Below are 25,647 nucleotides of genomic sequence, written 5' to 3' on the forward strand. Positions count from 1 at the left end.
GGTTCATCCCGCCATCGGCCCGTCGATTTCCCCGCCCGTCATCCCGAACGCGAGCGACGGGCATCGTCTGCGCCATCCAGCCGGCGATAACATCGAGACCGTGGTCACCATCGACAGCACCTACACCGGTCACGTTTCCGCCGACTCGGCCGCCCAGCAGCGTGAGGTACCCGGCGCGCGGATCATCAAGATGTCGGTCGGGCCGATGGACAACAACAGCTACCTGGTGCAGTGCACCGCTACCGGCGCCGCCGTGCTCATCGACGCCGCCAATGACGCCGACCGCCTCATCGCCCTGATCGATCAGGAGACGCCTGGCATGGTCCGCTACATCGTCACCACCCACCGGCACCCCGACCACTGGCAGGCGCTGGCCCAGGTCGCCGCCGCGACCACCGCCGCGACCACCGCGCACACCCTCGACGCCGCAGACCTGCCCATCACACCGACCGAGACCCTCGCCGACGGCGACACCCTGACGATCGGCAAGCTGAACGTCGAGATCATCCACCTGACCGGCCACACGCCCGGTTCGATCGCGCTCGCCCTCACCGACGGTTCCGGCCGGACCCACCTGTTCACCGGCGACTCACTGTTCCCGGGCGGGCTGGGCAAGACCGGCAGCCCGCAGGACTTCGCCACTCTCTACGCCGACGTCACCACCAAACTCTTCGACCGCTACCCCGACGACACCGTCGTCTACCCGGGCCACGGCGACGACACCACGCTGGGCGCCGAACGGCCGCAGCTGGGGGAGTGGAAGGAGCGGGGCTGGTAGTTCGCCCCGACGTCGACGGGCAGAGCACCCGGTCCGCACCGGAAAAGCGGGCCCCCGGGAAAGAAAACGGGCCGGTAACCTCCGTTCGCTGTGCACTTTCGTGGCGCGAGCGTGCACACTACGGCCCAACTATGAAACCCCGTCCGTCGGCCGGGTCCGTGCTGAAGGGAAAGGAGTCGGCGAGAGTGTTCAGCCGCATCGCCATCGTGAACCGGGGTGAGGCCGCCATGCGCCTCATCCACGCCGTCCGAGATCTGGCCGCGGCTACCGCGCAGCCGATCGAAACCGTCGCGCTCTACACCGACGTCGACCGCAATGCCACATTCGTGCGCGAAGCCGATATCACCTACGACCTCGGCCCCGCCTCCGCGCGCCCCTACCTCGATCTGAAAGCGCTCGAACGCGCCCTCGTGGCGACCAAGGCCGACGCCGCGTGGGTGGGCTGGGGTTTCGTCGCGGAGGACCCGGCCTTCGCCGAATTGTGCGAACAGATCGGTGTCACATTCATCGGCCCGAGCCCGGACGCGATGCGCAAGCTCGGTGACAAGATCGGCGCGAAGCTCATCGCCGAGGAGGTCGGTGTACCGGTCGCGCCGTGGAGTCGCGGCGCGGTCGAGTCGGTGGAGGCGGCCGTCGCTGCCGCGGCCGAGATCGGCTACCCGCTGATGCTGAAGGCCACCGCGGGCGGCGGCGGCCGCGGAATCCGGAAGATCAACGACGAAGCCGAGCTCGTCGACGCCTACGAACGCACCAGCCAGGAGGCCGCGCGCGCCTTCGGCAGCGGCGTCGTCTTCCTGGAGCGCCTGGTCACCGGCGCCCGCCACGTCGAGGTCCAGGTGATCGCCGACGGTCAGGGCACCGCGTGGGCGCTGGGTGTGCGCGACTGCTCGGTGCAGCGGCGCAACCAGAAGATCATCGAGGAATCGGCCTCGCCGGTGCTGAGCCAGGAGCAGGCCGCCGAGCTGAAGGCCTCGGCGGAGCGGCTCGCGGTCGCGGTCGGTTACCGCGGCGCGGCCACCGTCGAGTTCCTCTACCACCCCGGTGACCAGCTGTTCGCCTTCCTCGAGGTCAACACCCGCCTCCAGGTCGAACATCCGATCACCGAATACACCACCGGCTTCGACCTCGTGCACGCGCAGCTGCATGTGGCCTCCGGTGGAAAGCTCGAAGGCGAGCCGCCGGCCGAACGCGGCCACGCCATCGAAGCCCGCCTGAACGCCGAAGACCCCGACCGCGATTTCGCGCCCGCTCCCGGCCGCATCGCACTGCTCGATCTGCCGGCCGGTCCGGGCATCCGCGTCGACACCGGCGTCAGCGAGGGCGACACCATCCCGGCCGACTTCGACTCGATGATCGCCAAGATCATCGCCTACGGCCGCGACCGCGAGCAGGCCCTCGGCCGGCTGCGCCGGGCGGTCTCGCAGACCCGCGTCATCATCGAAGGCGGCGCCACCAACAAGAGCTTCGTGCTCGACCTGCTCGATCAGCCCGAGGTGATCGACGCCAGCGCCGACACCGGTTGGATCGACCGGGTGCGCGGCGAGGGCCGGCTGGTCTCGCAGCGGCATTCGGCCGTCGCGCTGGCCGCCGCCGCGATCGAGGCCTATGAGGAAGAAGAGCGCGCCGAGCGGCACCGGCTGCTGTCCACGGCCTCCGGTGGACGTCCGCAGGTGCAGCACGAGAGCGGCCGCCCGCTCGATCTGAAGCTGCGCGGCGTCGGCTACCGGGTGCGGGTGGCGCGGATCGGCGCGCACCGGTTCCGCATCGGCATCGAGGCCGGCAGCGATATCCGCACCGCCGACGTCGACCTCGAACGCTTCGATCAGCACACCGGGCAGATCGTCGTCAACGGCATCCGCTATCGCCTGGTCACCGGCACCCACGGTCCGGTGCACCTGGTCGACGTCGACGGGGTGACCCACCGGGTCAGCCGCGATGAGGGCGGTGTCGTCCGCTCGCCCGCGCCCGCGCTGGTCGTCGCGACGCCGCTGCAGGTCGGCGACGAGGTCGAGGCCGGTGCCCCGGTGCTGGTGCTGGAGAGCATGAAGATGGAAACGGTGCTGCGCGCGCCGTTCCGGGCCCGGCTCAAGGAATGCTCGGTGTCGGTCGGCACCCAGGTGGAGGCCGGTGCGCCGATGCTGCGGCTGGAGCCGCTCGGCGACGACACCGAGGCCGTCGGCACCACCGCGAACGAGCCGGTGGAGCTGGACCTGCCCGCCAGCCAGGCCGGCACCCAGCCGCACGAGCGGCTGGTGCGTGGCCAGCAGGACATGCGCAGCCTGCTGCTCGGCTTCGACGTCGACCCGCACGACGACCGCCGCGTCGTCCAGGACTATCTGGCCGCGCGCCGGGAAGCCATCGCCGACAACCGCAGGCCGCTGGCCGAGGAACTCGAGCTGATCGAGGTGTTCGCCGACCTCGCCGAGTTGAGCCACAACCGGACCTGGGGCGACGACGGCGGCCACGCGCACGTGCACAGTGCCCGCGAGTACTTCCACACCTATCTGCAGAGCCTCGACGTGGAGCGGGCCGGGCTGCCGGAGTCGTACCGCGCCAAGCTCGCCCGGGCGCTCGGGCATTACGGCGTCACCGAACTGGATCGCACGCCCGATCTGGAAGCCGCGGTGTTCCGGATCTTCCTCGCCCAGCAGCGTCCCGCCGACACCGTCATGGTGATCACCACCCTGCTGCGCGAGTGGCTCGGCGAGCCGGTGCCGGACGCGGCCCTGCGTGAGCCGGTCGGCCTGGCGCTGGAACGACTGGTGGCGGCGACGCAGGTGCGGTTCCCGGTGATCGCCGACCTGACCCGCGGACTGGTCTACGCCTGGTACGGCCAGCCGCTGCTGCGGCGCAACCGTGCCCGCGTGTACGCCAACGTCCGCAAGCACCTGAGCTACCTGGACGCCAATCCGCAGGCTCCCGATCGCGCCGAACGCCTCGGCGAGATGGTGCGCAGCACCGAACCGCTGGTGCGGCTGCTCGGACAGCGGCTGGTGCGTGGCGCCGCCGACAACACGGTCATGCTCGAGGTGCTGACCCGGCGCTACTACGGCAACAAGGACCTCGTCGACGTCCGCACGCACGAGGCGAACGGCTGCACCTTCGTGATCGCCGAGCGTCGCGGGCTGACGCTGGTGTCGGCCGCGGTGAGCTTCGACGCCCTCGACTCGGTGGTGGCCGGGCTGGCCGAGCTCGCCGATGGCGCCGCCTCCATCGAGGCCGATATCTACCTGGCCTGGGAACGGCAGCCGGAGGACTTCGACGAGATGGCCGCGGCGCTGCAAGACAAGTTCAGCGCGCAACAGCTGCCGAACCAGGTGCATCGCATCACCGCCACGGTCGCGGGCAGCAACGGTGCGGTTATGCACCACCACTTCACCTTCCGTCCGTCGGCCACCGGGATGGACGAGGAGCGGCTGATCCGCGGTCTGCACCCGTACATCGCGGAGCGGATGCAGATGAAGCGGCTGCGCAAGTTCGACCTGACGCGGCTGCCGTCCTCGGATGAAGAGGTCTATCTGTTCCGCTGCGTCGCCAAGGAGAACGCCTCCGACGAGCGGCTGATCGCCTTCACCCAGGTGCGTGACCTGGCCGCGCTGCGTGAACACGACGGCAGGCTGCTCGCCCTGCCGACCGCCGAGTCCACCCTCGCCGCCTGCGTCGACGGCATCCGCCGCGCGCAGTCGCTGCGGGGCTCGGGCAACCGGCTGCACACCAACCGCATCGTGATGTACATCTGGCCGCCGCTGGATCTCACCGAGGCGGAGCTGGGGACGATCGTCGAACGCGTGGAACCGACCACCGCAGGCGCCGGGCTGGAGGAGATCCTGCTCATCGCGCGCCGCCCCGATCCGAAGACCGGCGAGCTGGTCAAGATCGTGGTGCGGATCGGTTTCGATGCTCCCGGCTGGACCCAGGTCACCGTCGGTGAACGGACCGACGATCCGGTCGAGCCGATCGACGAGTACCGCCAGAAGGTGTTGCGCGCCGCGGCCCGCAACACCGTCTACCCGTACGAGCTCACCGGTCTGCTCGGCGACTTCACCGAGTACGACCTCGACGAGAACCATGCGCTGGTTCCGGTCGATCGGCCCAAGGGCCGCAACACTGCCGCGATGGTCGCCGGTGTGGTCACCGCGCCGACCGAGCGGCATCCACAGGGTGTCACCCGGGTGGTGCTGCTCGGCGATCCGACCAAGTCGCTGGGCGCGCTGTCGGAGCCGGAGTGCCGCCGGGTGATCGCCGCCCTGGGTCTGGCCGAGCAGATGCAGGTGCCGCTGGAGTGGTACGCCCTGTCCTCCGGTGCGCGGATCTCGATGAAGTCCGGTACCGAGAACATGGACTGGGTGGCGGCCGCGCTCAAGCGCATCGTCGAATTCACCCAGGACGGTGGCGAGATCAATATCGTCGTCGCGGGCATCAACGTCGGTGCGCAGCCGTACTGGAACGCCGAGGCGACGATGCTCATGCACACCAAGGGCATCCTGGTGATGACGCCGGATTCGGCGATGGTGCTCACCGGCAAGCAGGCGCTCGACTTCTCCGGCGGTGTGTCGGCCGAGGACAACTTCGGCATCGGCGGGTACGACCGGGTGATGGGTCCCAACGGGCAGGCGCAGTACTGGGCGCCGAACCTGGCCGCGGCACAGGAGATCCTGATGTCGCACTACGACCACACCTACATCGCACCCGGCGAGCAGGCGCCGCGGCGGGCGCAGACCTCCGATCCGTTCGATCGCGACGTCTCCGGTTTCCCGCACACGATGGCCGACAGCGACTTCACCACCGTCGGCGAGATCTTCTCCGCGACCGCCAACCCGGATCGCAAGAAGCCCTTCGATATTCGCACGGTCATGCGGGCGCTGTCGGACCAGGATCATCCGGTGCTCGAGCGGTGGGCAGGCATGGCGGACGCGGAGACGGCCGTCGTGCAGGACGCGCATCTCGGCGGAATCCCGGTGTGCCTGCTCGGTATCGAGTCGCGCAGTATTCCGCGGCGCGGTTTCCCGTCCACGGACGGCCCGGATACCTACACCGCGGGCACGCTGTTCCCGCGCTCGTCGAAGAAGGCCGCGCGGGCGATCAACGCGGCCAGCGGCAATCGTCCGCTGGTGGTGCTGGCGAACCTGTCGGGCTTCGACGGCTCACCGGAGTCGATGCGCAAACTGCAGTTGGAGTACGGCGCCGAGATCGGCCGCGCGATCGTCAACTTCCGTGGGCCGATCGTGTTCTGCGTGATCTCGCGCTATCACGGCGGCGCGTTCGTGGTGTTCTCCAAGGCGCTCAACCCGAATATGACGGTGCTGGCGCTGGAGGGCTCGTTCGCCTCGGTGCTCGGCGGTGCACCGGCCGCCGCGGCCGTGTTCTCCGGTGAGGTGAACGCGCGCACCGCGGCCGATCCGCGCATCCAGGATCTGGAGACGCGCGCCGCCAACGCCGCGGGCACCGATCGTGCCGAGCTCACCGCCGAACTCGACGAGCTCAGGTCGTCGGTGCGCGCGGAGAAACTCGGTGATGTGGCAGCGGAATTCGACAAGGTGCACAACATCCACCGGGCCGTGGAGGTGGGCTCGGTGGACGCGGTGATCCGCGCCGCCGAACTGCGTCCGCGCATCATCGAAGCGATCGAGGCGCGTCTGGGGAGCTGATCCGGTCGACCGCTGATCAGCGGTTGGATCGAGCGAAGTGACGGTGGTCAGGCTGAGGCAGCCTGACCACCGTCGTCATTTCGCGACACGACGTCGACCGCTCGGCACGCGATCCTGGCCGCGGGGCCGGCCCTCACGCAGGCCGGGACTCGCGGCCGGTCGACTCGTCCGAGCGGGCGGAACCGGCTCGCCGCGCCCGCTTCCCACGCGCCACTTCCGTGGCCAGCGCGTCGAGGGGTTGCGCGAACTGCGCCAGCGGGTCGGCCAGCCCGGCCAGCCACGCCCGAGCCGCCTCGACGCCCACCGGATCCACCGCGTACAGCCTGCGGTTTCCCTCGGCGCGGACGGTGACCAGCCCGGCATCGCGCAGCACCTTCAGATGCTGGGAGACGCCGGGCTGGGAGATCGCGGTGTGCTCCTGAACGGCGGCGACGACCGTGCCGGCCGGCTGTTCGCCACCGGCCACCAGTTCGAGGATGCGGCGGCGCACCGGGTCGCCGAGCGCCTCGAAGATCTTCTTCGCAGCTGAGCTCATCAGGATTCGGGGCCCTCCTCGGGCTCCACGGTGTAGAAGGTGATGGTCTGCTCGGCGGCGGCGTGCGCCTCGGCCGGATCGTCACCGGCGGCGATGGCCGCCTCGGCCCAGCCGGTCGCGGCCGTGCGGACGAATTCCGTTCCTTCGGGTGTGGTCGGGAACGTCAAGCCCTCGTTGGGATCGACCGGCTCCCCGGTGGACAGGTGCAGGCCGAGTGCCATCATCACCAGGTCCCAGCCCACGCCCACCGCGCCGGGTCCGTACTGCTTCCACATGCCCGGATCGACCGGCGCCTCGTGCGTCAATTGCAGCAGTGTGCCGGCATCGGTGGCGGCGAGGCTGACCTCCACCCACGACACCTGCGGGCCCATCTCCCAGGTCAGCGCGAAGGACTCCGGCTCCGCACACCGTTCGATCACCCCGCCGGCATTCCCCTCGAGCTGATAGCGTCCGCCGACCTTCAGCTCCCCGGTGACCGGAAGGAACCATCGGGGGATCCGCTCGGCGGTGGTCAGCGCGTCCCACAGATCCTCCCGATCCGTGGGGTAGCTCCGTCGCGCGATCGCGATCTTGGTCGGCGCTCCATCCCGTTCGCCGTTTCGTACCTCACGTACCACGAGCCCGGCAACGGCAACGGGGTCGGTCAGCAATGGCATGTCAACAACCTCCTTGTATAAGTTAGAACTTATAGTAGCGCGGATGCCTGATCGTGTCACCAGTCGAAGAAGATCGGTGTCGTCGTGGTTTGTGGTGGCAGATGCCGGGTAGTAGCCACCGTGTAGCTGATCATGGCGTCACCGCCGCTGAGGCTACCGACGAGACCGCCGGACAGGCGCCGTCTCGTCGATGGGCCGGACCGTCCGGCTCGACAGATATCGGCGCATCGATGTGCCGACACAGCAGACCGCGGCGTAAGGCCGCATACCCGGCCCGTCGTCGCTCCTTCGCTCCACAACGAGGAGGAAGACATGGCTCAACAAGTAGAAGATCTGATCGGCGATGTCGTCTACGACCCTGGTGGCGACAAGATCGGCAAAGTCAAACGCGTATACGTCGACAACAGTTCGGGTCAGCCGACCTGGGCGGCAGTGAGTACCGGCCTGTTCCGAGACGATTCTCTCGTGCCGCTGGCGGGTGCCCGCGTCCGGGAGGACTCCGACGAGGTACAGGTGAGTGTCGGAAAAGAAGCGGTGAAGTCGGCGCCGCACCTCGAACGGGACGGCCTGATCACTCCGGAAGCCGAATCGGAGCTGTTCGTCCACTACGGCATCGACCCCGGCCATGCCGGCTGGGAAGAGTACGGCAGGCATGCCGCACCCGCCGGTGGAGCCGCCGGAATGGCAGGAACCGAACAAGGTATCGCCGGCCGCACCGGCCGCGCCGACAGCGATGACGCCATGGTGCGCTCGGAGGAACGACTGGACGTCGACACCGAGCAGCAAGTGGCCGGCAAGGCCCGGCTGCGCAAGTACGTGGTGACCGAGGAACAATCCATCACCGTGCCGACGACGCATGAGGAGGTCCGGATCGAACGCGAGCCGATCACCGACCCCTCCGCGGTCTCCGGTGATATCGGGGATGACGAGCGCGAGGTCACGCTGCACGAGGACCGCGTGACGGCGCACAAGGAATCGGTGCCGGTCGAACAGGTCCGGCTCGCGGTGGACGAGGTCCCCGAGGAGCAAACCGTCTCCGACACCGTCCGCAAGGAACGTATCGACACCGAAGGAGTCGACCCGGAGCAGCGGCACCGCCGCTGACCCGGTATCGACCGCCGCCGAAGCGGCCCGGGGCATTCGGGTCCCGGGCCGCTCGGTTCAGTCGAATGTGCAGCCTGCCACGGGCTTTCCGGCGAGGCGGTCGAGCAGATAGGTGATCGCGTTGTCGGGGCCGAAGCCGTCGATGATCTCGGGCCCGAAGTGGTTGCCGAAGGTGGTGCCGGGGGCGATGGGCGGTAGGTCGTTGGTGCGGAAGGTGACCGTCGCGCCCTTGGCGCACCAGTCCTGAGCCAGTTGGCGACCCTGTCCGTAGGGGACGGTGTCGTCATTGCGGCCGTGGGTGATGAAGACCGGGCTGGTGGGGGTGAGGCTGCCGATGCGCTGCTCGCGCAGGATGCGGTCGGCGGCGGGCAGCTCACGCAGATGGTCGAGCAGCGGCCTGCCGTCGACGGTCATATCGCTGGTCCGGGCGAAGGGATGTTTGGCGATGATGTCGGCGATGCATTCGGTGCGCACGCTGTCGAGTAGGGCGCGCCCGGCCGGCGTCGTCAATTCGTCGACGATCCTGCGCAGTTCGGGGTAGCGGTCGGTGAAACCGTTGATCGCGAAGCCGATGGCGGCACCGATCAGGTTGCCGTCGATCTGGCCGACCACCTGCATCAGGTCGGCGGTCGGCGCACCGGCCCACGTGCCCTTCAGGTTGAGTTCGGGCGCGTAGCTCGGCTGCATTTCCGCTGCTGCCGCTGCCGCTCCGCCGCCCTGGGAGTAGCCCCAGATGGCAAGCGGCGTATCGGATCCGCTGCCGGCCAGGACGTTGGCGGCGCGGGCGGCGTCGAGCACGGCGTGCGCCTGTTCGATCCGATTGGCGTAGGTGTGCACGCCCGGCGTGCCGAGCCCGATGTAATCGGTGACGAATACGCGCGCGCCCAGCGCGTTCCACGCCGCGGCCGACATCGATTCCTGATTCGCCGACAGCGACACCGGCTCGGTGCTGACGTGCATTCCGGTGCTGAAGGCCAGCGACAGTGCGCACTGATCGCCCTGCCCGACCGTGCCCGGCGCGATGACGATGGTCGGACGTTCGCCGGCACCTCGCCACGGCTGGGTCGCGTCGATGAAGGTTCCGGTGACGGGCACCGGCACGTCGTGCTGGGTGCGCGAGCTGAACATGACTCGCTGCGCCTGCACCGGCCGGCCCTCGGCGCCGGGAGCCATCGTGAACAGCGGCATCGGCTCGGTCTTGACGATCGCGCCGCGCTCGGCGGGAATCTCGGCCGGGGGAGTATAGAAATCGGGGACGGCGGTGGCGGTCGCGGCGGTATGGACGCCGGCCGCCATGCTCAGGCAGGCGACCACGCCTGCGGTGATCGCCTGCCGGATGCGCCGGTGTCGTCTGCGGGTCGGGTGCGTGCCATGGTGCTGTGGCTGCATGGATCTTCTTTCTGAGGCCAGGCGCCCCTCGGCTGCCTGCGCGATGGCCGGATCCGGTGGATCACGGTGCGGCGTCGCGGAATTCGGCGTCGGGTTGGCCGACCCCCCGGCAACGCGTGGTGGATAGCCGCACTCATCGGCCCATGTGACGGGCCGCGGATGTGAAGCGGCTCACCAGAGGGTAACACGGTTACCCAGAGCTGGTAACCCCGTTACCGAGCGGCCGGATTACTGTCACCATGGTGGGTAGCGGGCGAGAAACCGAGATATCGGCACAGATCATCGCGGTCGTGCTCGACGTGCTCGAGTCCGACGGATACGACGCGGTGCAACTGCGGTTGATCGCCCGTCGCGCGCACGTCTCGCTCGCGACCGTCTACAAACTCTTCCCGACCCGCGACGAGCTGATCGTCTCCGCGGTCGAGCGGTGGATGGCCGACAACACCTATAAGGAGATGACGCCACTACCCGCCGACATCACCGTCCGCGACGGGCTGACGATGGTGCTGCGGACGGTCTTCGAGCCGTGGGAGCGCAACCCCAAGATGCTCGAGGCCTACCACCGGGCCCGCCTCGGACCCGGCGGCCAGCGCTTGGATACCCAGGGCTTCAACGCGGTCCTGCCGGTCGCGCTCGGCCTGCTCAGCGATCTCGACCCGGGCTACGCCGAGGATGTGGCGTTGATCATGACCAATATGACGTTGGCGCTGATCGGCGCCTTCGCCATCGGTTCCATCGAGATCACCGATATCCTGCCCACCCTCGAACGCACCATCTACCGGCTGACCGCCGATAACGAAAGCGCGGCCCTCGGCCGGAAATCCCCAGCCCACCATGGCGAGCGCACCTGAGCCGAGATCAGTAACGATTCGATGGAGAACCCTCGCCCGGATGGAACGGCGCAACCCAGCTGGCAAACTCGAGGAGTGAATTCGGCACCACTGCGCACACGGACGGGCACTGTCACCGAACCCGCGGTGGCGCGGGGAGTAGGAGCGGGCATGCTGCGATGGGGGTGGCGGCTGGTCGCGGGGGTGGTGCTGATGGGAATGGTGCTGGTGTTCGGCACGGCGTTCCGGGTATGGCAGGTGGCGCGGATCGACGATTACCGCAAGGCCGACGCCATCGTGGTGCTCGGCGCCGCCCAGTACTCCGGCACACCGTCGTCGGTGTTCGAGGCCAGGCTCGACCAGGCCTACAACCTGTTCGAGGCCGGGGTCGCGCCGCGGGTGATCACCGTCGGCGGAAAACAGGAGGGGGATCTGTATACCGAGGCCGCATCGGGGAAGAACTATCTGATGGACCGAGGCATACCCGCCGACCGGATCCTCGCCGTGGAGACCGGATCGGACACCCTGCGCAGCGTCGAAGCCGTCGCCACCGCCATGCGGGCCCGCGATATGGGGTCGGCGGTACTCGTCAGCGACCCATGGCATTCGCTGCGCACCCGGACCATGGCCCGCGACGCCGGCCTGGACGCCTGGACCGCCCCCACCCGCACCGGCCCCGCCGTCTACACCAGGGAATCGCAGGCCCACGGCATCTTCCGGGAGACGTTCGCACTGCTGTGGTACCAGCTCACCCACTTCTCCGCCGACTTCGGCTACACCGCGGGGCAATGAGATGAGCGCCGACGGCTACAGCGCGCGCGACCGCGAGCGCCTTGTCCTTGAGGGCCCGAAAACCGCCGGGCTCACCAGCGACGGCAACGGCCACCGCAGCGATTTCTCCCGCGACCGCGCCCGCGTCCTGCATTCGGCCGCGCTGCGCAGACTGGCCGACAAAACCCAGGTCATGGGCCCGCGCGACGGTGACACCCCGCGCACCCGACTCACTCATTCGATCGAGGTCGCCCAGATCGGGCGTGGCATCGCCGACGGGCTCGGCTGCGATCCCGACCTGGTCGACCTGGCCGGGCTCGCCCACGACATCGGCCACCCGCCCTACGGCCACAACGGCGAGCAGGCCCTCGACATCTGGGCCGACCGCTACGGCGGCTTCGAGGGCAACGCCCAGAACCTGCGCATCCTCACCCGCCTGGAACCCAAGGTGCTCGAGGCCGACGGCACCAGCGCGGGTCTCAACCTCACCAGGGCCGCTCTCGATGCCGCCATCAAATACCCGTGGCAGCGCGCCGGTTCCGGCACCAAGTTCGGCGCCTACGACATCGACGCCGACCGGCTGGCCTGGGTCCGCAAGGGCGCTCCGCCACGTCGTCAGACCCTGGAATGCCAGATCATGGACTGGTCCGACGACGTCGCCTATTCGGTGCACGATGTCGAGGACGGCATCATCGCCGGGCGCATCGACCTGCGTGCGCTGGCCGACCGGGTCGAGCAACGCGCGCTCGCCGAGATGGGGCATGTGCATCATCGGTCGCTCACCGTCGACGAACTCGTCGCGGCCGCGCAGCGGCTGTCGGAGCTGCCGGTGGTGCGCCGGGTCTTCACCTATGACGGCTCGCTCACCGATTCGGTCGCGTTGAAGCGGTTGACCAGCGAACTCGTCGGCCGGTTCGCCACCGCCGCGGTGGTCGACACCCGCCGCGTCGCCGGTCCGGGTCCGCTCACTCGGTACGCCGCCGACCTGGAGATATCGCCCATCGTCGCCGCCGAGGTCGCCATCCTCAAAACGGTGGCGCTGCGCTACGTCATGTCCGATCCGGATCACAAACTGCGTCAGGCCGCCCAGCGCGACCGCATCATCGCCGTCGCGGAGAGCCTGCTCGCGGCCGCGCCTGCGGGCCTCGACCCGCTGTTGCTGCCGTGGTGGGACGCCGCCGCCGACGACACCGCGCGGGTGCGGGTGATCGTCGATCAGATCGCCTCCTATACCGAGAGCAGGCTGGAACGGATTGCCGCTCGACTCTCGCACTGAGCCTCGGCCGGTGCGCGCACCGATCGCGGCCCGTCCGAGCCGGTTCCTGGCAACGACGGCTCCGCGGCCCGCGTCCGGCGCCGCCCGCTAGACTTCAACAGTGCCCGGACGAATCCCAGATCGCGATATCGCTGCGATACGCGAACGCGTCCGGATCGAGGACGTGGTGGGGGAGTACGTCGCGCTCAAGCGGGGCGGCGCCGACTCCATGAAGGGCCTGTGCCCGTTCCACGACGAGAAGTCGCCGTCGTTCCATGTGCGGCCCAACCACGGCCTGTTCCATTGCTTCGGCTGCGGCGAGGGCGGCGACGTCTACGCCTTCATCCAGAAGATCGAGCACGTCGGTTTCGTCGAGGCCGTCGAGCAGCTCGCCGACAAGGTCGGCTACCAGATCAACTACGAAGGCGGCGGCACCTCGGTCCAGCGCGACCGCGGCACCCGCGCCCGGCTCGTCGCCGCCAATGCCGCGGCCCACGAGTTCTATATGGCCCGACTGCGCGAACCCGAAGCCGAAGCGGCGCGCGCCTACCTCACCGAACGCAATTTCGATGCCGCCGCGGCCGCCCAATTCGGTTGTGGCTACGCCCCTGCGGGCTGGGACACCCTCACCAAGTACCTGATGCGGAAAGGCTTCGAGTTCAAGGAACTCGAAGCGGCGGGCCTGTCGAGGGAGGGGCGGCGCGGCCCCATCGACCGCTTCCACCGCCGTCTGCTCTGGCCCATCCGCAACCTGGCGGGCGAGGTCATCGGCTTCGGCGCCCGCAAACTCTTCGACGACGACACCATGCCGGGCAAGTACGTCAACACGCCGGAAACGTTGCTGTACAAGAAGTCTCAGGTGTTGTTCGGGCTCGATCACGCCAAACGGGAGATCGCCAAGGGGCATCAGGCGGTGGTCGTCGAGGGCTACACCGACGTCATGGCCATGCACCTGGCCGGGGTGAAAACCGCTGTCGCGGCGTGCGGTACGGCCTTCGGCGACGACCATCTGGCCATCCTGCGGCGCCTGCTCATGGACGACAACTTCTGGCGCGGTGAGATCATCTTCACCTTCGACGGTGACGCGGCGGGCCAGGCGGCGGCGCTCAAGGCCTTCCTCAATGATCAGAAGGTCGCCGCCCAGATCTACGTCGCCACCACACCCGACGGCCAGGACCCGTGCGAGCTGCGTCAGCATTCCGGCGACGCCGCCCTGCGCGATGTGGTGGCCAAACGCCGCCTGCTGTTCGAATTCGCCCTCGACAGCGAGATCGAGAAGCGCAAGGACCCGCGGATCAACGACCTGACCCGCGACGGCCAGGTCGAGGTACTGCGCTGGGGTGTGCCGCTGGTGGCACAGATCAAAGACCACGGCCGACGCAAGCGCTACGCCACCGACCTGGCCGACCGCACCGGCTGGCTCGATGTGCAGACCGTCTACCGCCGCGTCGAAGAAGAGGCCAAACGGTTGCGCACCGGCGGCGCGGCGACCGGTTCCGGTCGTCGTCCGCGCGAGCAGAACGGCACCTCGGATGCGCCGGTGGCGCGGCCGAATCCGAACGACCCCACGCTGTTGCCGCAACGGCAAGCGCTCGCGGCCGGGCTGCAATACCCGTCGATCGCGGGCCCATCGTTCGACGCGTTGGAAACCGAGGCCTTCACCCACCCCGCCTACGTGACCATCCGAACCCTCATCGCCGAGGCCGGCGGCACCGCGGCGGGTCTGGCGGGCGCCGAATGGGTCGGCGCGGTATCCGACCGCACCGACGACCTCACCGTGCGCGCGCTGATCTCGGAATTGGCGAGCGAACCGCTGCCGGTGAAGTCGGCCGACGACATCCCCCGCTTCGTCACCGGCGTGCTGGCCAGGGCGCAGGAGGGCTTCGTCGGCCGCCAGATCGCGGAACTGAAGTCGAAGCTGCACCGAGTGTCGTCCACCGAACAATCCGAGGCCTACCTGGCGCTGTTCGGCGACCTCGTGGCGTTGGAGCAATACCGCAAGAGTCTGCTCGAGCAGGCCATGGGCAATTCGGACGACTTCGCCCCGCACTGAGCGGCTTTCCGTGAACTCTTCGTCGATTCACCGAGCGACGGCTCCACCAATGGCGGGAGCGTGCGCGGGGAGACGATCGTCGCGGCACTGCGTGCACATCGACCGGTGGCCGCTGCGATCGGGCCGGGCACGGCTCCATGATCGCCGCGGACCGGCAGGATCTCTATTCGGGCGCGCGGTTCAGCGGCGGAGCTGATCGTGCGGCACCAGCACGGTGGTGCGCTCGTCGATCGGCTCCATCGGCTCCAGCGCCGGCCGTGTGCTGAGCTTGTCCGACAGTTTCTGCCTGCTCACCTGGACGAGCTTGCGGGTGACCGGGCTCCCCGTGACGGCGCGAGTGGCCGCGCTGATCTGCTCATAGCGCGCCCGCCCGGCCTTGCTGCCGAGCACATACCCGGCCGCGATGCCGATCATCAACCGCAGCATCTGTTCGAGCTCCTCCCGTTCGCCTGTCCGCGGCCTACATCCTGCCCGACGCCCACCACACCTGTCGATCCGCCCACCCCACAGACTCCCCGCTCAGCGCCCCCTCAACCCCCTCTGACGACACGATTTGGGCCCCCGCCCACCCATACGCTAAAGTTTCACCTCGGCTCGCCCAGTACAGGAAGAGTCCACAGGATAGTCCCCTATAGCTCAATTGGCAGAGCAGCCGACTGTTAATCGGCAGGTTTCTGGTTCGAGTCCAGATGGGGGAGCACCAAAACAACCCCTACCAGCGCAAGCCGGTAGGGGGTTGACCTTTTCTAGGGTATGTGCGTGCCGATTTCCCCTGATTTTCCCCTGATTTTCAATCCCGTACTTTCCCGGACGCGAACCGATCGAGCACCGCGCGCACGTCCGGCCCGACCGTACGGCGCTCGACGTAGTGCTGTTCGGTAGTCGACTGCCGAGCGTGTGAGAGCTGATGCTGTGCGGCGGCTAGACCGAGTTCGGCATCGACGACCGTTCCGACCGTTCGCCGGAATGAATACGGCGTGACCCAGCTCAGTTCCTCGGGCAGTGCGGCCCGCAACGCGCGCCGGAGATTCGCGAGACTCACCCATCCGCCGTCGCGGTTGGCGAACACCTGGCCGTACTCGCCCGCTTGGCCGACCATCTCGGTAAGGGCCGCGACAGCCTGCGCGGGCAGGATGAGCGTGTGAGGCGGCGCGCCGCCCTTGCGCTTGTCCTGGCGATGCACGGGCAGGGGATTGCCCTCGGCGTCCTCCTCCTGGCCGTGGTCGATGACCGTCCCGGTGAGCGTCAACGTCGGTGGGTCGCTGAGTAGGTCGACCTCGTGCCAGTAGACCGCGAGCAGTTCGTTCGGACGGCAACGGGTCGCGCCGAGCACATCGACGACGACGGGCAGCAACCGGCCGGGCTTCGGTCCGTTTCGCCGAGGGCGGCCGCAGTACTCCCGGACCGCCGCGCGAATCGCCTTGTACTCGGCGGGGGTTGCCGCGCGTGCCTCGGACTTCGTGACCTGTACGGTTGCCGTCTCCCGAATCGGGTTCACCTTCAGCACGTCGTAGCGCACCGCCAAGGCGAACATGCCGACGAGGATGGTGCGCAGCTGTTTTCCGGCCGACGCGCTGCGCTCGGTAATCTGCTTGAGGTGCGCCTCGGCACGACTAGTTGGGAACTCCCGGACCCGAAGCGCGCCAATCTGCTTGTCGGCGTTGCGTTTCCAGCCACGTCGGTACTGCGTTGCCGACTGTCCCATGATCTTGGTCTTGGTGGTGAGCCCCAGGCCTCGAACAGCTCAGACAAGGTTGTCTTGTCGGTGACGAGCGCTGTAGCTGGCACCGGAGTAGGACGAGATTGCAACTCTCGCAACACTTTTCGCCTAGCATCCTCCCAGCTCTTGGAACTGGATTTTTCGACCTAGCGGCGGCGTCCGTCGAGGTCACGCACGTAGCAGTGCGCGATGTGTAGCCCCTCCTGGCCCTTCCGTGGCTTCTTCGGCTTGATCTCGCCCCACTCGCCGGGCGCCATGCGCTGTCTAGGCATCGGACTGTCTTGTGTGCGGGACGGTTGGCAGTTCGGCGCGTACCTCGCCGACGACGCCGCCGTGCTGGCGTATCGCCGCGGCAAGATCATCGCGACGGGCGGTTAGCTCGTCGGCATTCTCCCGGTAGCGCCGTTCAATCTCGTCGGAGCCGTCCGGGTCACGACGAATTTCCGTAATCGCCTTCACGCGAAGACTTCTCAGCTCTGAATCAAGATCACGCAGCATTCGCGATGCCTTGAGAAGATCAAACGTCTCTGGTACGTCCGGCTCCTCGCCATCGGGGGCGGGCTGCGTCCAGGCCGGAGGGAACCAGTACAGCCCAGTCAGCCAGTCGGCCGCGTCGACGCTGCGGATATGGCGGCCGGGCACTGCCTCTACCTTGCCGTCGGGCAGGTCCGGGAACAGTAGCCAGGCTGGCCACACATTCAGGGCGGACGCAAGCACGAGTAGCTCGGGGACCGTGACAGTCTTCTTGCGTCCAAGCTCAAGGTCGCTGATCTGCGCCTTAGTGAGTGCGTACCCGGAGTCGGCCGTTCGTTGGGCCAGCTTCGCGGCGGACAGCTTCGGCTGTTCGGCTTCCCGGAGGTGCCTCACCGCCTGACCGACTCGCCGCGCTACGTCAGCATCCCAATTTGTCGTCATGGGTACGACATTACCCCTTGCTTGCGTTTTCCACACGAATCAGGTAGGACTCGTATGGGCAACGTCATATCTAACGATTGTCGTTACAGCAACGAAAGGGCCTGGAATGTCTAGCCAGCAGAAGCGCATGTACCAGATTCCTGCCGCTGCCGACCTGCTTGGAGTGAGTCGGGCGACGCTGTACGTCCTCATCCGTGACGGCGCGGTGCGCTCGGTCAAGGTCGGCGGGCGTCGCCTCATCTCGTCTGACGCCATCGCGGAGTTCGTCGAGCGGGCCGACCAAGGGGCGGCGTGATGCAGCCGCCGCGCGCCACCGACGAAAGCGGCCCGGGAGCGGGGGCAACCGCTCGCCGGGCCTACGAACCCCGCCAACTCTCCAGAGAAGTGGAATCCGTCATGAACGATACCTGCCGCACCACCACGAACGGGCCCGCGCTCGTCTACGTCATGCGCGCGTTCTGGCTCATCGTCGGCGAACACCTCGCCGCGTCGGCCATGACGTTCGACGAGGTTGCGCTGATGCTTGGCGAGCGCGGCGAGCGGCTGCGCGAGTACATCGCTGACCCGTTGGAGACCCCGGCTCGCTACCTCGTCGCGTTCACAACCATGTTCGATTTGCGCGCGTCGGAGCTGTGGGAGCAAGCCAACGAGCGAGGCCGATTGATCGAGCGGCAGGTAGTCGACGGCGTGGCCTGCCACCGGTGCGGGCGTGCGTTCCGGGTCGGCTCGACCTTGAGCCCGGACGGGTTCGGCGAGCACGGGCAACTGTTCCGCTGCTCGGGTGAATTCGGGTGTGCGGAGTCGGGGCGGTGACCGCGCAGCAGGCCGCCGCGGGCTCGGGGCGGTTCACCGCCCCGGCGCGGGCCCGGCGTCGAGCTCGCCGCCGCGCGAGTGCCGAGCTGGATTGGCGTTTGGCCGACGAGTACGGCGAGGGGCGGGTGTACGCGCCCGGCGAGTATTACCCGGCCGCGGCGCCGAGGATGCTCGACGCGATCGACGCCGAACATGTTGCGCTGGAACGTATTCGGAACTTCGCCGCCGGTGTCGCGTGGGCGGTTGATCGGGGGGATTCGTTGGCCGAGGTGCGCGCCCGGATCGAGCGGGCCGCGGCCGTGGTCCTGGGGTGCGCGTTGGTCCCCATCGACAGAAGGGATACCGCGTGAAGCCGTTCCTATCGCCGACGGCGGTCGAGATTCGCCAGCAGTTGAACGGGAGCGCTCAGGACCACTCTCAGGACCAGCCGGGCGCCGGTGGTCCTGGTTCTGAGCCCCGGGGGGTGAGGACCAAGGACCACGGACCCGGAAGCGCCCGCGAGCTGCGAAAACAACGCCGAAACGTGGTCCTGGCACCCCAGAGCCCGAGGACGGTTCGCAGGACCGCGCCGAACAGTGGTCCGGGACCACTCAGGACCGTTCTCAGGACCACGCCGAACAGGTGGACTACGGCCGGTATTTCGACGTGGCCGCGCTGCTCGCCGGTGGCCTGCCGGAACCACCCGCCCCGACCTACGGGATTCGCGACGATCAACGCGCGCTGTTCTACGCCGGTGAGGTCAACCTCGTATTCGGTGACCCGGAATCGGGCAAGACGTGGCTTGCGCTCGTCGCCGCGCGGGAACTGCTCGGCGAACACGGCGACGGCCGGGTGTTGGTGATCGACCTCGACCACAACGGGCCTGGCCCCACGGTCGGGCGCCTGCTCGCGCTCGGCGCCGACGTGGCCGCACTCAGCAACCCTGAGCGGTTTCTCTACGTCGAGCCCGAGGACCGGCTACACCTGGCCGCCATCGTCGCCGACATGCGCACGTGGGCGCCGGGCGTGGTGGTGCTCGACTCGCTCGGCGAACTGCTACCGCTGTTCGGTTCGTCGTCGAACTCAGCCGACGAGTACACCAACGCGCACCGGTCGGTGCTCAAGCCACTTGCAAAGTCCGGCGCCGCGGTGCTGGTCATCGACCATCTCGCCAAGGGCACCGAGTCGCGCACGCTCGGGCCGGGCGGTACCGCGGCCAAGCGGCGCACCATCGGCGGTGTCTCGCTGCGCGTCACGATCAACGAACCATTCGCCCCCGGCAAGGGCGGCTCGGCATGGCTCACGGTGAACAAGGACCGGCACGGCGGCCTACGCCAGCACTGCCCAGGCTCAGGCAAGGAACCGGCCGCCGGGCTGCTGCGCCTCGATCCACACGCCACCGTCGACGGGCTGCTCGAGCCGGTCATTCGGGCGCCGACCATGGACGACCAGCCCCCGACGAGTTGGGGAATCAGTGTCACGGACTCGGCAGGCATGGCCGACGACGTGGCCGCCCTCGACGCCCTCGATCCGCCGCCGAAGTCCAAGCGTGACGTACAAGCTCGCATGAAATGGGGTGCCCCTCGCGCGAACTCGGCACTCCGGGCGTGGCGCGAGGAACGGGGCGAATCGTGAGCTGGCCGAAGGTGCGCGAGCTGGCCGCCGACCTCGCCGACGAGCGGCTCGTCGGGGCCGCGTGCGTGGGCCGGGCACCGCTGTTCGATGCCGAAGTGCCCGGCGAGGACGACGACGACCGGCGATACCGACTCGACGCCGCGGCGAGGATCTGCGAGTCCTGTCCGGTGCTCGCCGAGTGCAGCGGCGTCGCTCGTGAGCTGGGCCGCCTCGCCGTCGGCGTGTGGGCCGGGCGCGGCCGACAACTGCCCGCACCCGTCGGCCGGCCACGGGAAGGCGCCGCGTGACCCCCAGGGGGGTGCGAATCTCTGGCACCCGCCGGGCGGACACCGGCGGTTCAGCTCTCTTTTTCCGCGCTCAACAAATGGACCTAGGGGGGTACCTCGCGCCGGGAATTTCCTACCCATCCTGAGCAGGGAAAACGGCGGCTAACCGCCCGGTGTCCGACCGTTCGGCGTTAGCGAATATCACCCCATCGCCCCACCAAACAAGGAGGAACCCGAGATGAACCCAACCGATCAACGCCGCGCCGCCGCTCTGATGGTCGCCTGCTTCGACGGCAACGAGAATGGCATGAACCGCGTTCTCGACGAGGCCGCCGCGGCCCCCGGTGGTATTCAGGGCGTCATGGCTGCGTTGGCCGCGTGGCTAATGCAATGCCTGATCGTCACGACCGGCGGCGAAGCGCAGGCGCGGCGCGTGCTCGAGGGCACGCTTCTCGACGCCAGCGTCGCCGAATAGTCCCTACCGCCTGTTATCTTCGTTGGTGGAGCGTCGCCACTGACGCGGCCGGTCAGCCCAGCGGGCGACCCGCCAGCGTCACCGCGAACATTCCGCCGGAGTCCCGCCAGCGCAGCGCGCGGCCAGTGACCGCGGATTCTCTGTCTCCGATTCTGTCGACCCCGGGGAGGGGTAATTCATGCACCGAAAACTGTGCCTCTCGCAGGCATCAAGACCGCTGGTCTCGCCGACGGCGAGTTCATCGGCTACGCGAGCGTGTTCGGCAATGTCGACGCACACGGCGACATCGTGCAGCGCGGCGCGTTCTCCAAAGCGCTCAGCTCCGGCGCCACGGTTCCCCTGATCTGGGAGCACAAGGCCGACGACCCCCGCAACTTCGTCGGCGAGGTAGTCACCGCCGAGGAGACAGCCGAGGGATTGCAGATCAAGGGCCGGTTCGACCTCGAATCCGACTTCGGCGCCGCCGCCTACCGGCAGGTCAAGGGCCGCCGGGTCAACGGGTTGTCGATCGGCTACTACGTGCGCCGGGCCGAGAAGTCCGCAGCGGGCGCGAATCTGCTGCTCGACGTCGACCTCGTCGAGGTCTCCGTCGTTGCCCGCGGCGCGAACGACCGGGCGTTGATCGGCGCCGTCAAGACCGCCGCCGACCGCTCGACTACCGGGTTCCGGGCCGCACTGGCTCGCGACGCCCTCACTCGCTACCACTCCGATACCAAAGGAAATCTCATGTACGGCAATCGAATTCAGACATTGACCAAGGAACGCGACGCCCACCTCGCCACTGCGAAGAGCATCCTCGACGCCGCCGACAGCGACGGGCGCGAACTGACCGCCGACGAGGTTCAGCGGGTCGAGCACGCGACCGCGCAGGCAAAAGCGCTCGACGAGCCGATCCAGCACGCGCAGCGAGACGCCGAGGTGTACAACACCGCGAAGTCGCTCGCCGCCGAGATCGGCGAACCGCTCAACGGGCGCGACGAGCGTCCGGCGGACGGTACCGGCGCACACCTGGCGCTCACCGGTGCCGCGGCGAAGACCCTCGCGCGCCGCATCGCAACCCAGATGACACCGCAGGACGCGAAGGGGCGTAAGGCACTGCTGCCCAGCGGTTCGACGGTGACCGATGTTCCGATGGTCGCCGAATCGCCGTTCGCGCTGGGCCGGGTCGCGCTGTCGGTGCTCGACGTGCTCACGGTCACGGCGCAGTCGCCGAAGTACAGCTACCTGCGGCAGACCCTGCGCACCAACAACGCCGCCCCGGTCGCCGACGGCGCGACCAAGCCGACCTCGGTGCTCGGTCTGATCGAGGTCGAGGCCGCGTTGCACGTCATCGCGCACATGTCCGAGCCGATCCCGAAGTACTGGCTCGCCGACGCCGCGGGGCTTGAGCGGTTCGTCGCCGACGAACTGCTCTACGGGCTGCGGCAGGCCCTCGAGGCGCAGGTGCTCAACGGCGACGGGCTCGGCGATAACCTGACCGGCATCGCCAACGTCACCGGGATTCAGACGCAGGCGTTCGCGACCGATCTGCTCACCACCACCCGCGCCGCAATCACCAAGGTCGAGGTGCAGGGCCACACGCCGGGCACGTTCGTCCTCTCGCCCGCCGATTGGGAAAAGCTCGAGCTCGCCCGCACCGACACGGCCGGACAGCTCGAGCTCGGCGGACCGATCGACCGCGCCGCCCGCAAGCTGTGGGGCGTGCCGGTCACGCTCTCGCTCGGACTGCCTGCCAGCACTGGCCTACTGCTCGACCTGTCGGCCGCCGACATCTCGACCGATCACGCCGGGATCGAAACCATCTGGCAGGACAGCCACGCCGACGACTTCGCCAAGAACCAGCTCCGCGCCCGCGTCGAAGGCCGGTTCGAGGTCAACGTCACGAATCCGCTCGGCGTGGTGAAGATCGCCACCGTCGCCACCCCGTAGGCGCACGGTGCACGACGAGGGCGACGGGTGCCTACTCGTCGCCCTCGTCGTCTGTCTGCACGGCCGCAAGCGCCGCCTCGACATCGGCATGTAGTTCGGCGAGCTCGCGCGCCAGCGGGTCGCCGAGAACGCCGTCGGCGTACACCGGCCGCCACTGGCCTGCGTCATCTTCCATCCACCCCACCCGATGCCACCCGGTCACATCGAGCCGTTGGCCGGGCGCGGCACGATCCGGCCCGCGTCGACGAGCGCGCCCCACGCGGCGGCCTTGCGAGCGCACCGTACGCGATCACACGCGCGGTGCAGTTGCAGCACCCGGTGCGCCGCGTCGCGAGTGAGCGGCTCGCGCGGCGAGCTGTGGTCGAGCACCGGCGACGGCTGCCCCTGCTGCTCTGCCTCGCTCGCCAACCGCGCGATGATGTCCCACACGGTCGGCTGCTCCGGCACAGATGATTTCGGCCCCCACATGGCGCGCCCTCTCTGTCGAGTTGAGGTGCCCCGCCGCCGGGGATTCATGGTCGACCCGGCGGCGCGGCCTGGAATCAGAGTCGCCGCAGGCAAGAGCGCCGGGGGACAGTAAAGGGACAGTGACACCGCAGACACGAGCGGACGCCTACACGTACGCTCGGACGTATGGGGACGCATGTAGGCCAAGCCATCGCGACCGAACGCAAGATTGCCGGGCTGAACCAACGTCAGCTCGCGACCCGCGCCGCGTACAGCCTGAGCATGGTCAAGGCCGTAGAGCAGGGCCGCGAACTCGCCTCACCGGGGTTCGTGTCCGCCGTCGCGCGCGCCCTGCGCGTCACTCCCGAGCAGCTGACCGGCGCCCCGTTCGACGACGGCAAGCCCCTCGCCGACGCGGTAAACGGGCTGTCGATACTGCTCGCCGAAGGGCGCTACGCGCGCGCCGAGGAACCGGGCGCACTCGCTCAGCTCGAGGCGGACCTCGCCGCCGCTCAGGACTTGTACCGCCGCGACCGCACCCGCCAGACCATCGAGGTACTGCCCGGCATCATCCGTCGGCTACACGGTGCGGTTCGCGAACTCCGCGACGACGACCGGGCGCACGCCTATTCGCTGCTCGCGTCGGCCTACATCCTGGCCGAATGGTCGGCCCGCCGGACCGGGCACCTCATGCTCGCGTTGCCCGCGCTCGACCTCGCCGACAGCTACGCACCCCACGGCGACGACCCGAATCACAGCGCGTTCTCCGCGCTCGCCCGCGCTCGCATCCTCACCCATTACGGCGAATCCGAAGTAGCCGCGCAGCTCATCGAGCAGGCGATCGGCGCGGCCGACGACACCCGGCCGGGCATGGTTCTGGCCGGATACTCGCACCTCGCCGGGGCGATCAACGACGCCCGCAAGCTCGACTACTCCGGCGCCGTCGCCCACGTCGACGCCGCCCGCGAGCTGGCCGCCTACACGGGCGAAACCGACCTGTACATGACCGCGTTCGGTCCGCTGAACGTCGACATTCACGCGCACGCGATCGAGCTCGAGGCGGGCGACCCGAACCGCGCCGCGGTCGACGGCGCGGCGCTCACCTACGGCACCGACGCACCGCCAACCCGCGTCGCCCATCACTGGCAGGACAACGCCCGCGCGTGGCTCATGAGCGGCAAGCCGGATCGTGCGCTCGCCGCACTCAACAAGGCCCGCGCCGCGGCGCCGCAGCAGACCCGCCTACACCCGTCGGTGCGCGAAACGGTCTACGGCATCGCCGCCGCCCAGCGTCGACAGTCCGAGGGGCTGCTCGGGTTCGCGCACTGGCTCGGCGCCACGCTCTAGCGTCGGCGGCCGATACGACTCCCGTACTTTCCCCGGATAAACGCGCCCGGATTCGGGTGGATTCGGGTGGACGGTTGGGACGCGGTCAATCTCGAAAGTCGTTGCGGCACTGGACAAATGTAGACGTTTCTAGACAACTCAAGTCCGGGGATGGCTCCGAAAATTCACCGGCAGGTTTCTGGTTCGAGTCCAGATGGGGGAGCAGGAAAAGGCCCCTGACCAGCAGATCACTCTGCATGGTCAGGGGCCATTTTCGTACTACGGCCGCCGAAATCGCAACTAAGTCTCAAGAAAGTCGCGTCACGTCCGATTGCGGCGTCATCCTGCGCCGGCTTGCCGAGCCCGGTCATCACCGCACTGTGGACGACCGCAGCCGCGGTGTGATGCACCCGCCCTCGGGCCATGTACTTTCGCTGAGTCATGGCCGGATCGGCGTGCTGCAGGACGTCGGCGGTGACCCTCGCCGACAACCCTTCGTCATCCAAGATCATTGCTACGAGTTTGCGGAACGAGTACGGGACGACATCGTCCGGTAGCCCGAGGGCCTCGCGGACACGTTGCCATTGATGGTTGACGTTCACCGGGTCGCGCAGTGTCCATTTCGATGTCGGGAAGATCAGGTCCACGTCGTAGTTGCCAGGGGGTGGGCAGTCCCGCTTCCTCTTCCGTAGCAGCTCCCACCGTCGGTCGAGGACCTCAACGGCGAAATCGGGGAGCGCAATCGTGCCTTGGGGATTCTTCGGGTCGTCGTCGTTGACGACGCGGACCAGTCCCTTTCCCGGGATGCGCACGACCTTGCCGACAGTCCGGATTGTCCGGCGTTCCCGGTCGTAGAACGGCCATGCGAGGCCGAGCACCTGGCTGGGGCGTTGGCCGGTTGCGCCCATGATCGCGATAACGTCGGCGAGGTCTGCGCCCTCGCAGAATTGTGCGACCGTCGGGGGGGTATAGGAACGGATCCCTCGCTTCTCCTCGGCTTTGGTCAGTTTCCGCGGGCATGGCACCGTGGACCAATACACCGATGCCAAGATGAAGCAGAACTCATCGACACCAATGTGCGCTGCTCCGCCGACGCGACCCTTCGGGGCGACGTTCTCTGGGA

25 protein-coding genes and 1 tRNA gene are annotated in these 25,647 nt (G+C 68.3%); 16 read left to right on the forward strand and 10 right to left on the reverse strand.

Annotated features, from left to right (window positions below):
* Window positions 1-100: 100 nt before the first annotated feature.
* Both RJ05_RS07685 and RJ05_RS07690 read left to right on the forward strand, forming a co-directional pair.
* Window positions 101-778, forward strand: a complete 678-nt coding sequence (locus RJ05_RS07685) for an MBL fold metallo-hydrolase (protein ID WP_036534871.1) — start codon at window positions 101-103, stop codon at window positions 776-778.
* 185 nt (window positions 779-963) lie between these two features.
* Entirely contained in the window at window positions 964-6,426 is a 5,463-nt protein-coding gene (locus RJ05_RS07690; protein WP_036534818.1) for an ATP-binding protein, read from the forward strand.
* A gap of 133 nt (window positions 6,427-6,559) precedes the next feature.
* Here the strand turns inward: RJ05_RS07690 and RJ05_RS07695 are convergent, their stop codons facing one another.
* Together RJ05_RS07695 and RJ05_RS07700 are read right to left on the reverse strand one after the other, a co-directional pair.
* Complete coding sequence (locus tag RJ05_RS07695; RefSeq protein WP_036534820.1) at window positions 6,560-6,961, reverse strand: ArsR/SmtB family transcription factor; 402 nt, start codon at window positions 6,959-6,961, stop codon at window positions 6,560-6,562.
* The gene (locus tag RJ05_RS07700; protein WP_036534822.1) at window positions 6,961-7,617 is read right to left on the reverse strand and encodes an SRPBCC family protein; all 657 of its coding nucleotides are present in this window, start codon (window positions 7,615-7,617) and stop codon (window positions 6,961-6,963) included. Before RJ05_RS07700 ends, RJ05_RS07695 begins: the two co-directional genes overlap by 1 nt.
* 312 nt (window positions 7,618-7,929) lie before the next feature.
* On the opposite strand from RJ05_RS07700, the gene RJ05_RS07705 reads away from it, so the two are divergent.
* Window positions 7,930-8,721, forward strand: coding sequence for a PRC and DUF2382 domain-containing protein (locus tag RJ05_RS07705; protein ID WP_036534825.1), 792 nt, complete (start codon window positions 7,930-7,932; stop codon window positions 8,719-8,721).
* Window positions 8,722-8,778: 57 nt separating this feature from the next.
* Here RJ05_RS07705 and RJ05_RS07710 read toward each other — a convergent pair whose 3' ends face one another.
* Window positions 8,779-10,110 carry a lipase family protein gene (locus RJ05_RS07710; RefSeq protein ID WP_174343911.1) on the reverse strand — a complete coding sequence of 444 codons (1,332 nt, stop codon included), beginning with the start codon at window positions 10,108-10,110 and terminating at the stop codon, window positions 8,779-8,781.
* A 242-nt stretch (window positions 10,111-10,352) separates the two neighbouring features.
* Here RJ05_RS07710 and RJ05_RS07715 point away from each other — a divergent pair, with 242 nt between their 5' ends.
* From RJ05_RS07715 to dnaG, 4 genes are all read left to right on the forward strand, one after another.
* Window positions 10,353-10,961, forward strand: coding sequence for a TetR/AcrR family transcriptional regulator (locus RJ05_RS07715; protein ID WP_280230365.1), 609 nt, complete (start codon window positions 10,353-10,355; stop codon window positions 10,959-10,961).
* A gap of 75 nt (window positions 10,962-11,036) precedes the next feature.
* A complete protein-coding gene (locus tag RJ05_RS07720) occupies window positions 11,037-11,732 on the forward strand; it encodes a YdcF family protein (protein WP_036534830.1) in 696 nt (231 codons plus the stop codon).
* 1 nt (window position 11,733) lies between these two features.
* Window positions 11,734-12,987 (forward strand): deoxyguanosinetriphosphate triphosphohydrolase, encoded by a 1,254-nt coding sequence (locus RJ05_RS07725; RefSeq protein WP_036534831.1) that lies wholly within the window; start codon window positions 11,734-11,736, stop codon window positions 12,985-12,987.
* Window positions 12,988-13,087: 100 nt separating this feature from the next.
* Complete coding sequence (gene dnaG / locus RJ05_RS07730; RefSeq protein WP_036534833.1) at window positions 13,088-15,019, forward strand: DNA primase; 1,932 nt, start codon at window positions 13,088-13,090, stop codon at window positions 15,017-15,019.
* 180 nt (window positions 15,020-15,199) lie between these two features.
* Here the strand turns inward: dnaG and RJ05_RS07735 are convergent, their stop codons facing one another.
* The gene (locus tag RJ05_RS07735; protein WP_014349793.1) at window positions 15,200-15,445 is read right to left on the reverse strand and encodes a hypothetical protein; all 246 of its coding nucleotides are present in this window, start codon (window positions 15,443-15,445) and stop codon (window positions 15,200-15,202) included.
* A gap of 199 nt (window positions 15,446-15,644) precedes the next feature.
* Between RJ05_RS07735 and RJ05_RS07740 the strand changes: the two genes are divergently transcribed.
* Window positions 15,645-15,717 (forward strand) — tRNA-Asn (locus RJ05_RS07740).
* A gap of 92 nt (window positions 15,718-15,809) precedes the next feature.
* Here RJ05_RS07740 and RJ05_RS07745 read toward each other — a convergent pair.
* The 3 genes from RJ05_RS07745 to RJ05_RS29275 form a co-directional block, all read right to left on the reverse strand.
* Window positions 15,810-16,724: a site-specific integrase gene (locus tag RJ05_RS07745; protein WP_306306379.1), complete on the reverse strand. Its 915-nt coding sequence runs from the start codon at window positions 16,722-16,724 to the stop codon at window positions 15,810-15,812.
* A gap of 161 nt (window positions 16,725-16,885) precedes the next feature.
* A complete protein-coding gene (locus RJ05_RS32810) occupies window positions 16,886-17,011 on the reverse strand; it encodes a hypothetical protein (RefSeq protein WP_280471630.1) in 126 nt (41 codons plus the stop codon).
* On the reverse strand, window positions 17,004-17,654 hold the full coding sequence (locus RJ05_RS29275; protein ID WP_138445840.1) for a helix-turn-helix domain-containing protein: 651 nt from the start codon (window positions 17,652-17,654) through the stop codon (window positions 17,004-17,006). The genes RJ05_RS32810 and RJ05_RS29275 overlap by 8 nt, the downstream gene beginning before the upstream one ends.
* 106 nt (window positions 17,655-17,760) lie before the next feature.
* Between RJ05_RS29275 and RJ05_RS07755 the strand changes: the two genes are divergently transcribed.
* From RJ05_RS07755 to RJ05_RS07785, 7 genes are all read left to right on the forward strand, one after another.
* Window positions 17,761-17,949: a helix-turn-helix domain-containing protein gene (locus tag RJ05_RS07755; protein WP_036534836.1), complete on the forward strand. Its 189-nt coding sequence runs from the start codon at window positions 17,761-17,763 to the stop codon at window positions 17,947-17,949.
* Window positions 17,949-18,467: a hypothetical protein gene (locus RJ05_RS07760; RefSeq protein ID WP_217998998.1), complete on the forward strand. Its 519-nt coding sequence runs from the start codon at window positions 17,949-17,951 to the stop codon at window positions 18,465-18,467. Before RJ05_RS07755 ends, RJ05_RS07760 begins: the two co-directional genes overlap by 1 nt.
* Window positions 18,464-18,817: a hypothetical protein gene (locus RJ05_RS07765; RefSeq protein ID WP_036534840.1), complete on the forward strand. Its 354-nt coding sequence runs from the start codon at window positions 18,464-18,466 to the stop codon at window positions 18,815-18,817. The genes RJ05_RS07760 and RJ05_RS07765 overlap by 4 nt, the downstream gene beginning before the upstream one ends.
* 271 nt (window positions 18,818-19,088) lie before the next feature.
* Window positions 19,089-20,081, forward strand: a complete 993-nt coding sequence (locus RJ05_RS07770) for an AAA family ATPase (protein WP_036534843.1) — start codon at window positions 19,089-19,091, stop codon at window positions 20,079-20,081.
* Window positions 20,078-20,368 carry a WhiB family transcriptional regulator gene (locus RJ05_RS07775; protein WP_036534845.1) on the forward strand — a complete coding sequence of 97 codons (291 nt, stop codon included), beginning with the start codon at window positions 20,078-20,080 and terminating at the stop codon, window positions 20,366-20,368. Before RJ05_RS07770 ends, RJ05_RS07775 begins: the two co-directional genes overlap by 4 nt.
* Window positions 20,369-20,585: 217 nt before the next feature.
* On the forward strand, window positions 20,586-20,822 hold the full coding sequence (locus RJ05_RS07780; protein WP_036534848.1) for a hypothetical protein: 237 nt from the start codon (window positions 20,586-20,588) through the stop codon (window positions 20,820-20,822).
* 192 nt (window positions 20,823-21,014) lie between these two features.
* Window positions 21,015-22,751 (forward strand): HK97 family phage prohead protease, encoded by a 1,737-nt coding sequence (locus tag RJ05_RS07785; protein ID WP_051016338.1) that lies wholly within the window; start codon window positions 21,015-21,017, stop codon window positions 22,749-22,751.
* 31 nt (window positions 22,752-22,782) lie between these two features.
* On the opposite strand, the gene RJ05_RS30745 is transcribed toward RJ05_RS07785, so the two are convergent.
* On the reverse strand, window positions 22,783-22,926 hold the full coding sequence (locus RJ05_RS30745; RefSeq protein WP_156090806.1) for a hypothetical protein: 144 nt from the start codon (window positions 22,924-22,926) through the stop codon (window positions 22,783-22,785).
* 23 nt (window positions 22,927-22,949) lie between these two features.
* Window positions 22,950-23,159, reverse strand: coding sequence for a hypothetical protein (locus RJ05_RS07790; RefSeq protein ID WP_138445838.1), 210 nt, complete (start codon window positions 23,157-23,159; stop codon window positions 22,950-22,952).
* A 225-nt stretch (window positions 23,160-23,384) separates the two neighbouring features.
* Here RJ05_RS07790 and RJ05_RS07795 point away from each other — a divergent pair, with 225 nt between their 5' ends.
* A complete protein-coding gene (locus RJ05_RS07795; RefSeq protein WP_036534855.1) occupies window positions 23,385-24,545 on the forward strand; it encodes a helix-turn-helix domain-containing protein in 1,161 nt (386 codons plus the stop codon).
* 227 nt (window positions 24,546-24,772) lie between these two features.
* Here RJ05_RS07795 and RJ05_RS07800 read toward each other — a convergent pair.
* The coding region (locus RJ05_RS07800; protein WP_081597220.1) for a tyrosine-type recombinase/integrase at window positions 24,773-25,647 on the reverse strand (875 nt) is incomplete at its 5' end.

The sequence above is a fragment of the Nocardia cyriacigeorgica NBRC 100375 genome (assembly GCF_000308555.1).
Lineage (GTDB): Bacteria > Actinomycetota > Actinomycetes > Mycobacteriales > Mycobacteriaceae > Nocardia > Nocardia cyriacigeorgica.

What these genes read in the sequence shown, in the direction of transcription:
- RJ05_RS07695 (WP_036534820.1), bottom strand. Translation starts at nt 6,961, where the DNA reads ATGAGCTCAGCTGCGAAGAAGATCTTCGAGGCGCTCGGCGACCCGGTG.
- RJ05_RS07700 (WP_036534822.1), bottom strand. Translation starts at nt 7,617, where the DNA reads ATGCCATTGCTGACCGACCCCGTTGCCGTTGCCGGGCTCGTGGTACGT.
- RJ05_RS30745 (WP_156090806.1), bottom strand. Translation starts at nt 22,926, where the DNA reads ATGGAAGATGACGCAGGCCAGTGGCGGCCGGTGTACGCCGACGGCGTT.
- RJ05_RS07710 (WP_174343911.1), bottom strand. Translation starts at nt 10,110, where the DNA reads ATGCAGCCACAGCACCATGGCACGCACCCGACCCGCAGACGACACCGG.
- RJ05_RS07745 (WP_306306379.1), bottom strand. Translation starts at nt 16,724, where the DNA reads ATGGGACAGTCGGCAACGCAGTACCGACGTGGCTGGAAACGCAACGCC.
- RJ05_RS29275 (WP_138445840.1), bottom strand. Translation starts at nt 17,654, where the DNA reads ATGACGACAAATTGGGATGCTGACGTAGCGCGGCGAGTCGGTCAGGCG.
- RJ05_RS32810 (WP_280471630.1), bottom strand. Translation starts at nt 17,011, where the DNA reads ATGCCTAGACAGCGCATGGCGCCCGGCGAGTGGGGCGAGATCAAGCCG.
- RJ05_RS07755 (WP_036534836.1), top strand. Translation starts at nt 17,761, where the DNA reads ATGTCTAGCCAGCAGAAGCGCATGTACCAGATTCCTGCCGCTGCCGAC.
- RJ05_RS07705 (WP_036534825.1), top strand. Translation starts at nt 7,930, where the DNA reads ATGGCTCAACAAGTAGAAGATCTGATCGGCGATGTCGTCTACGACCCT.
- RJ05_RS07795 (WP_036534855.1), top strand. Translation starts at nt 23,385, where the DNA reads ATGGGGACGCATGTAGGCCAAGCCATCGCGACCGAACGCAAGATTGCC.
- RJ05_RS07725 (WP_036534831.1), top strand. Translation starts at nt 11,734, where the DNA reads ATGAGCGCCGACGGCTACAGCGCGCGCGACCGCGAGCGCCTTGTCCTT.
- RJ05_RS07760 (WP_217998998.1), top strand. Translation starts at nt 17,949, where the DNA reads ATGCAGCCGCCGCGCGCCACCGACGAAAGCGGCCCGGGAGCGGGGGCA.
- RJ05_RS07735 (WP_014349793.1), bottom strand. Translation starts at nt 15,445, where the DNA reads ATGCTGCGGTTGATGATCGGCATCGCGGCCGGGTATGTGCTCGGCAGC.
- RJ05_RS07780 (WP_036534848.1), top strand. Translation starts at nt 20,586, where the DNA reads ATGAACCCAACCGATCAACGCCGCGCCGCCGCTCTGATGGTCGCCTGC.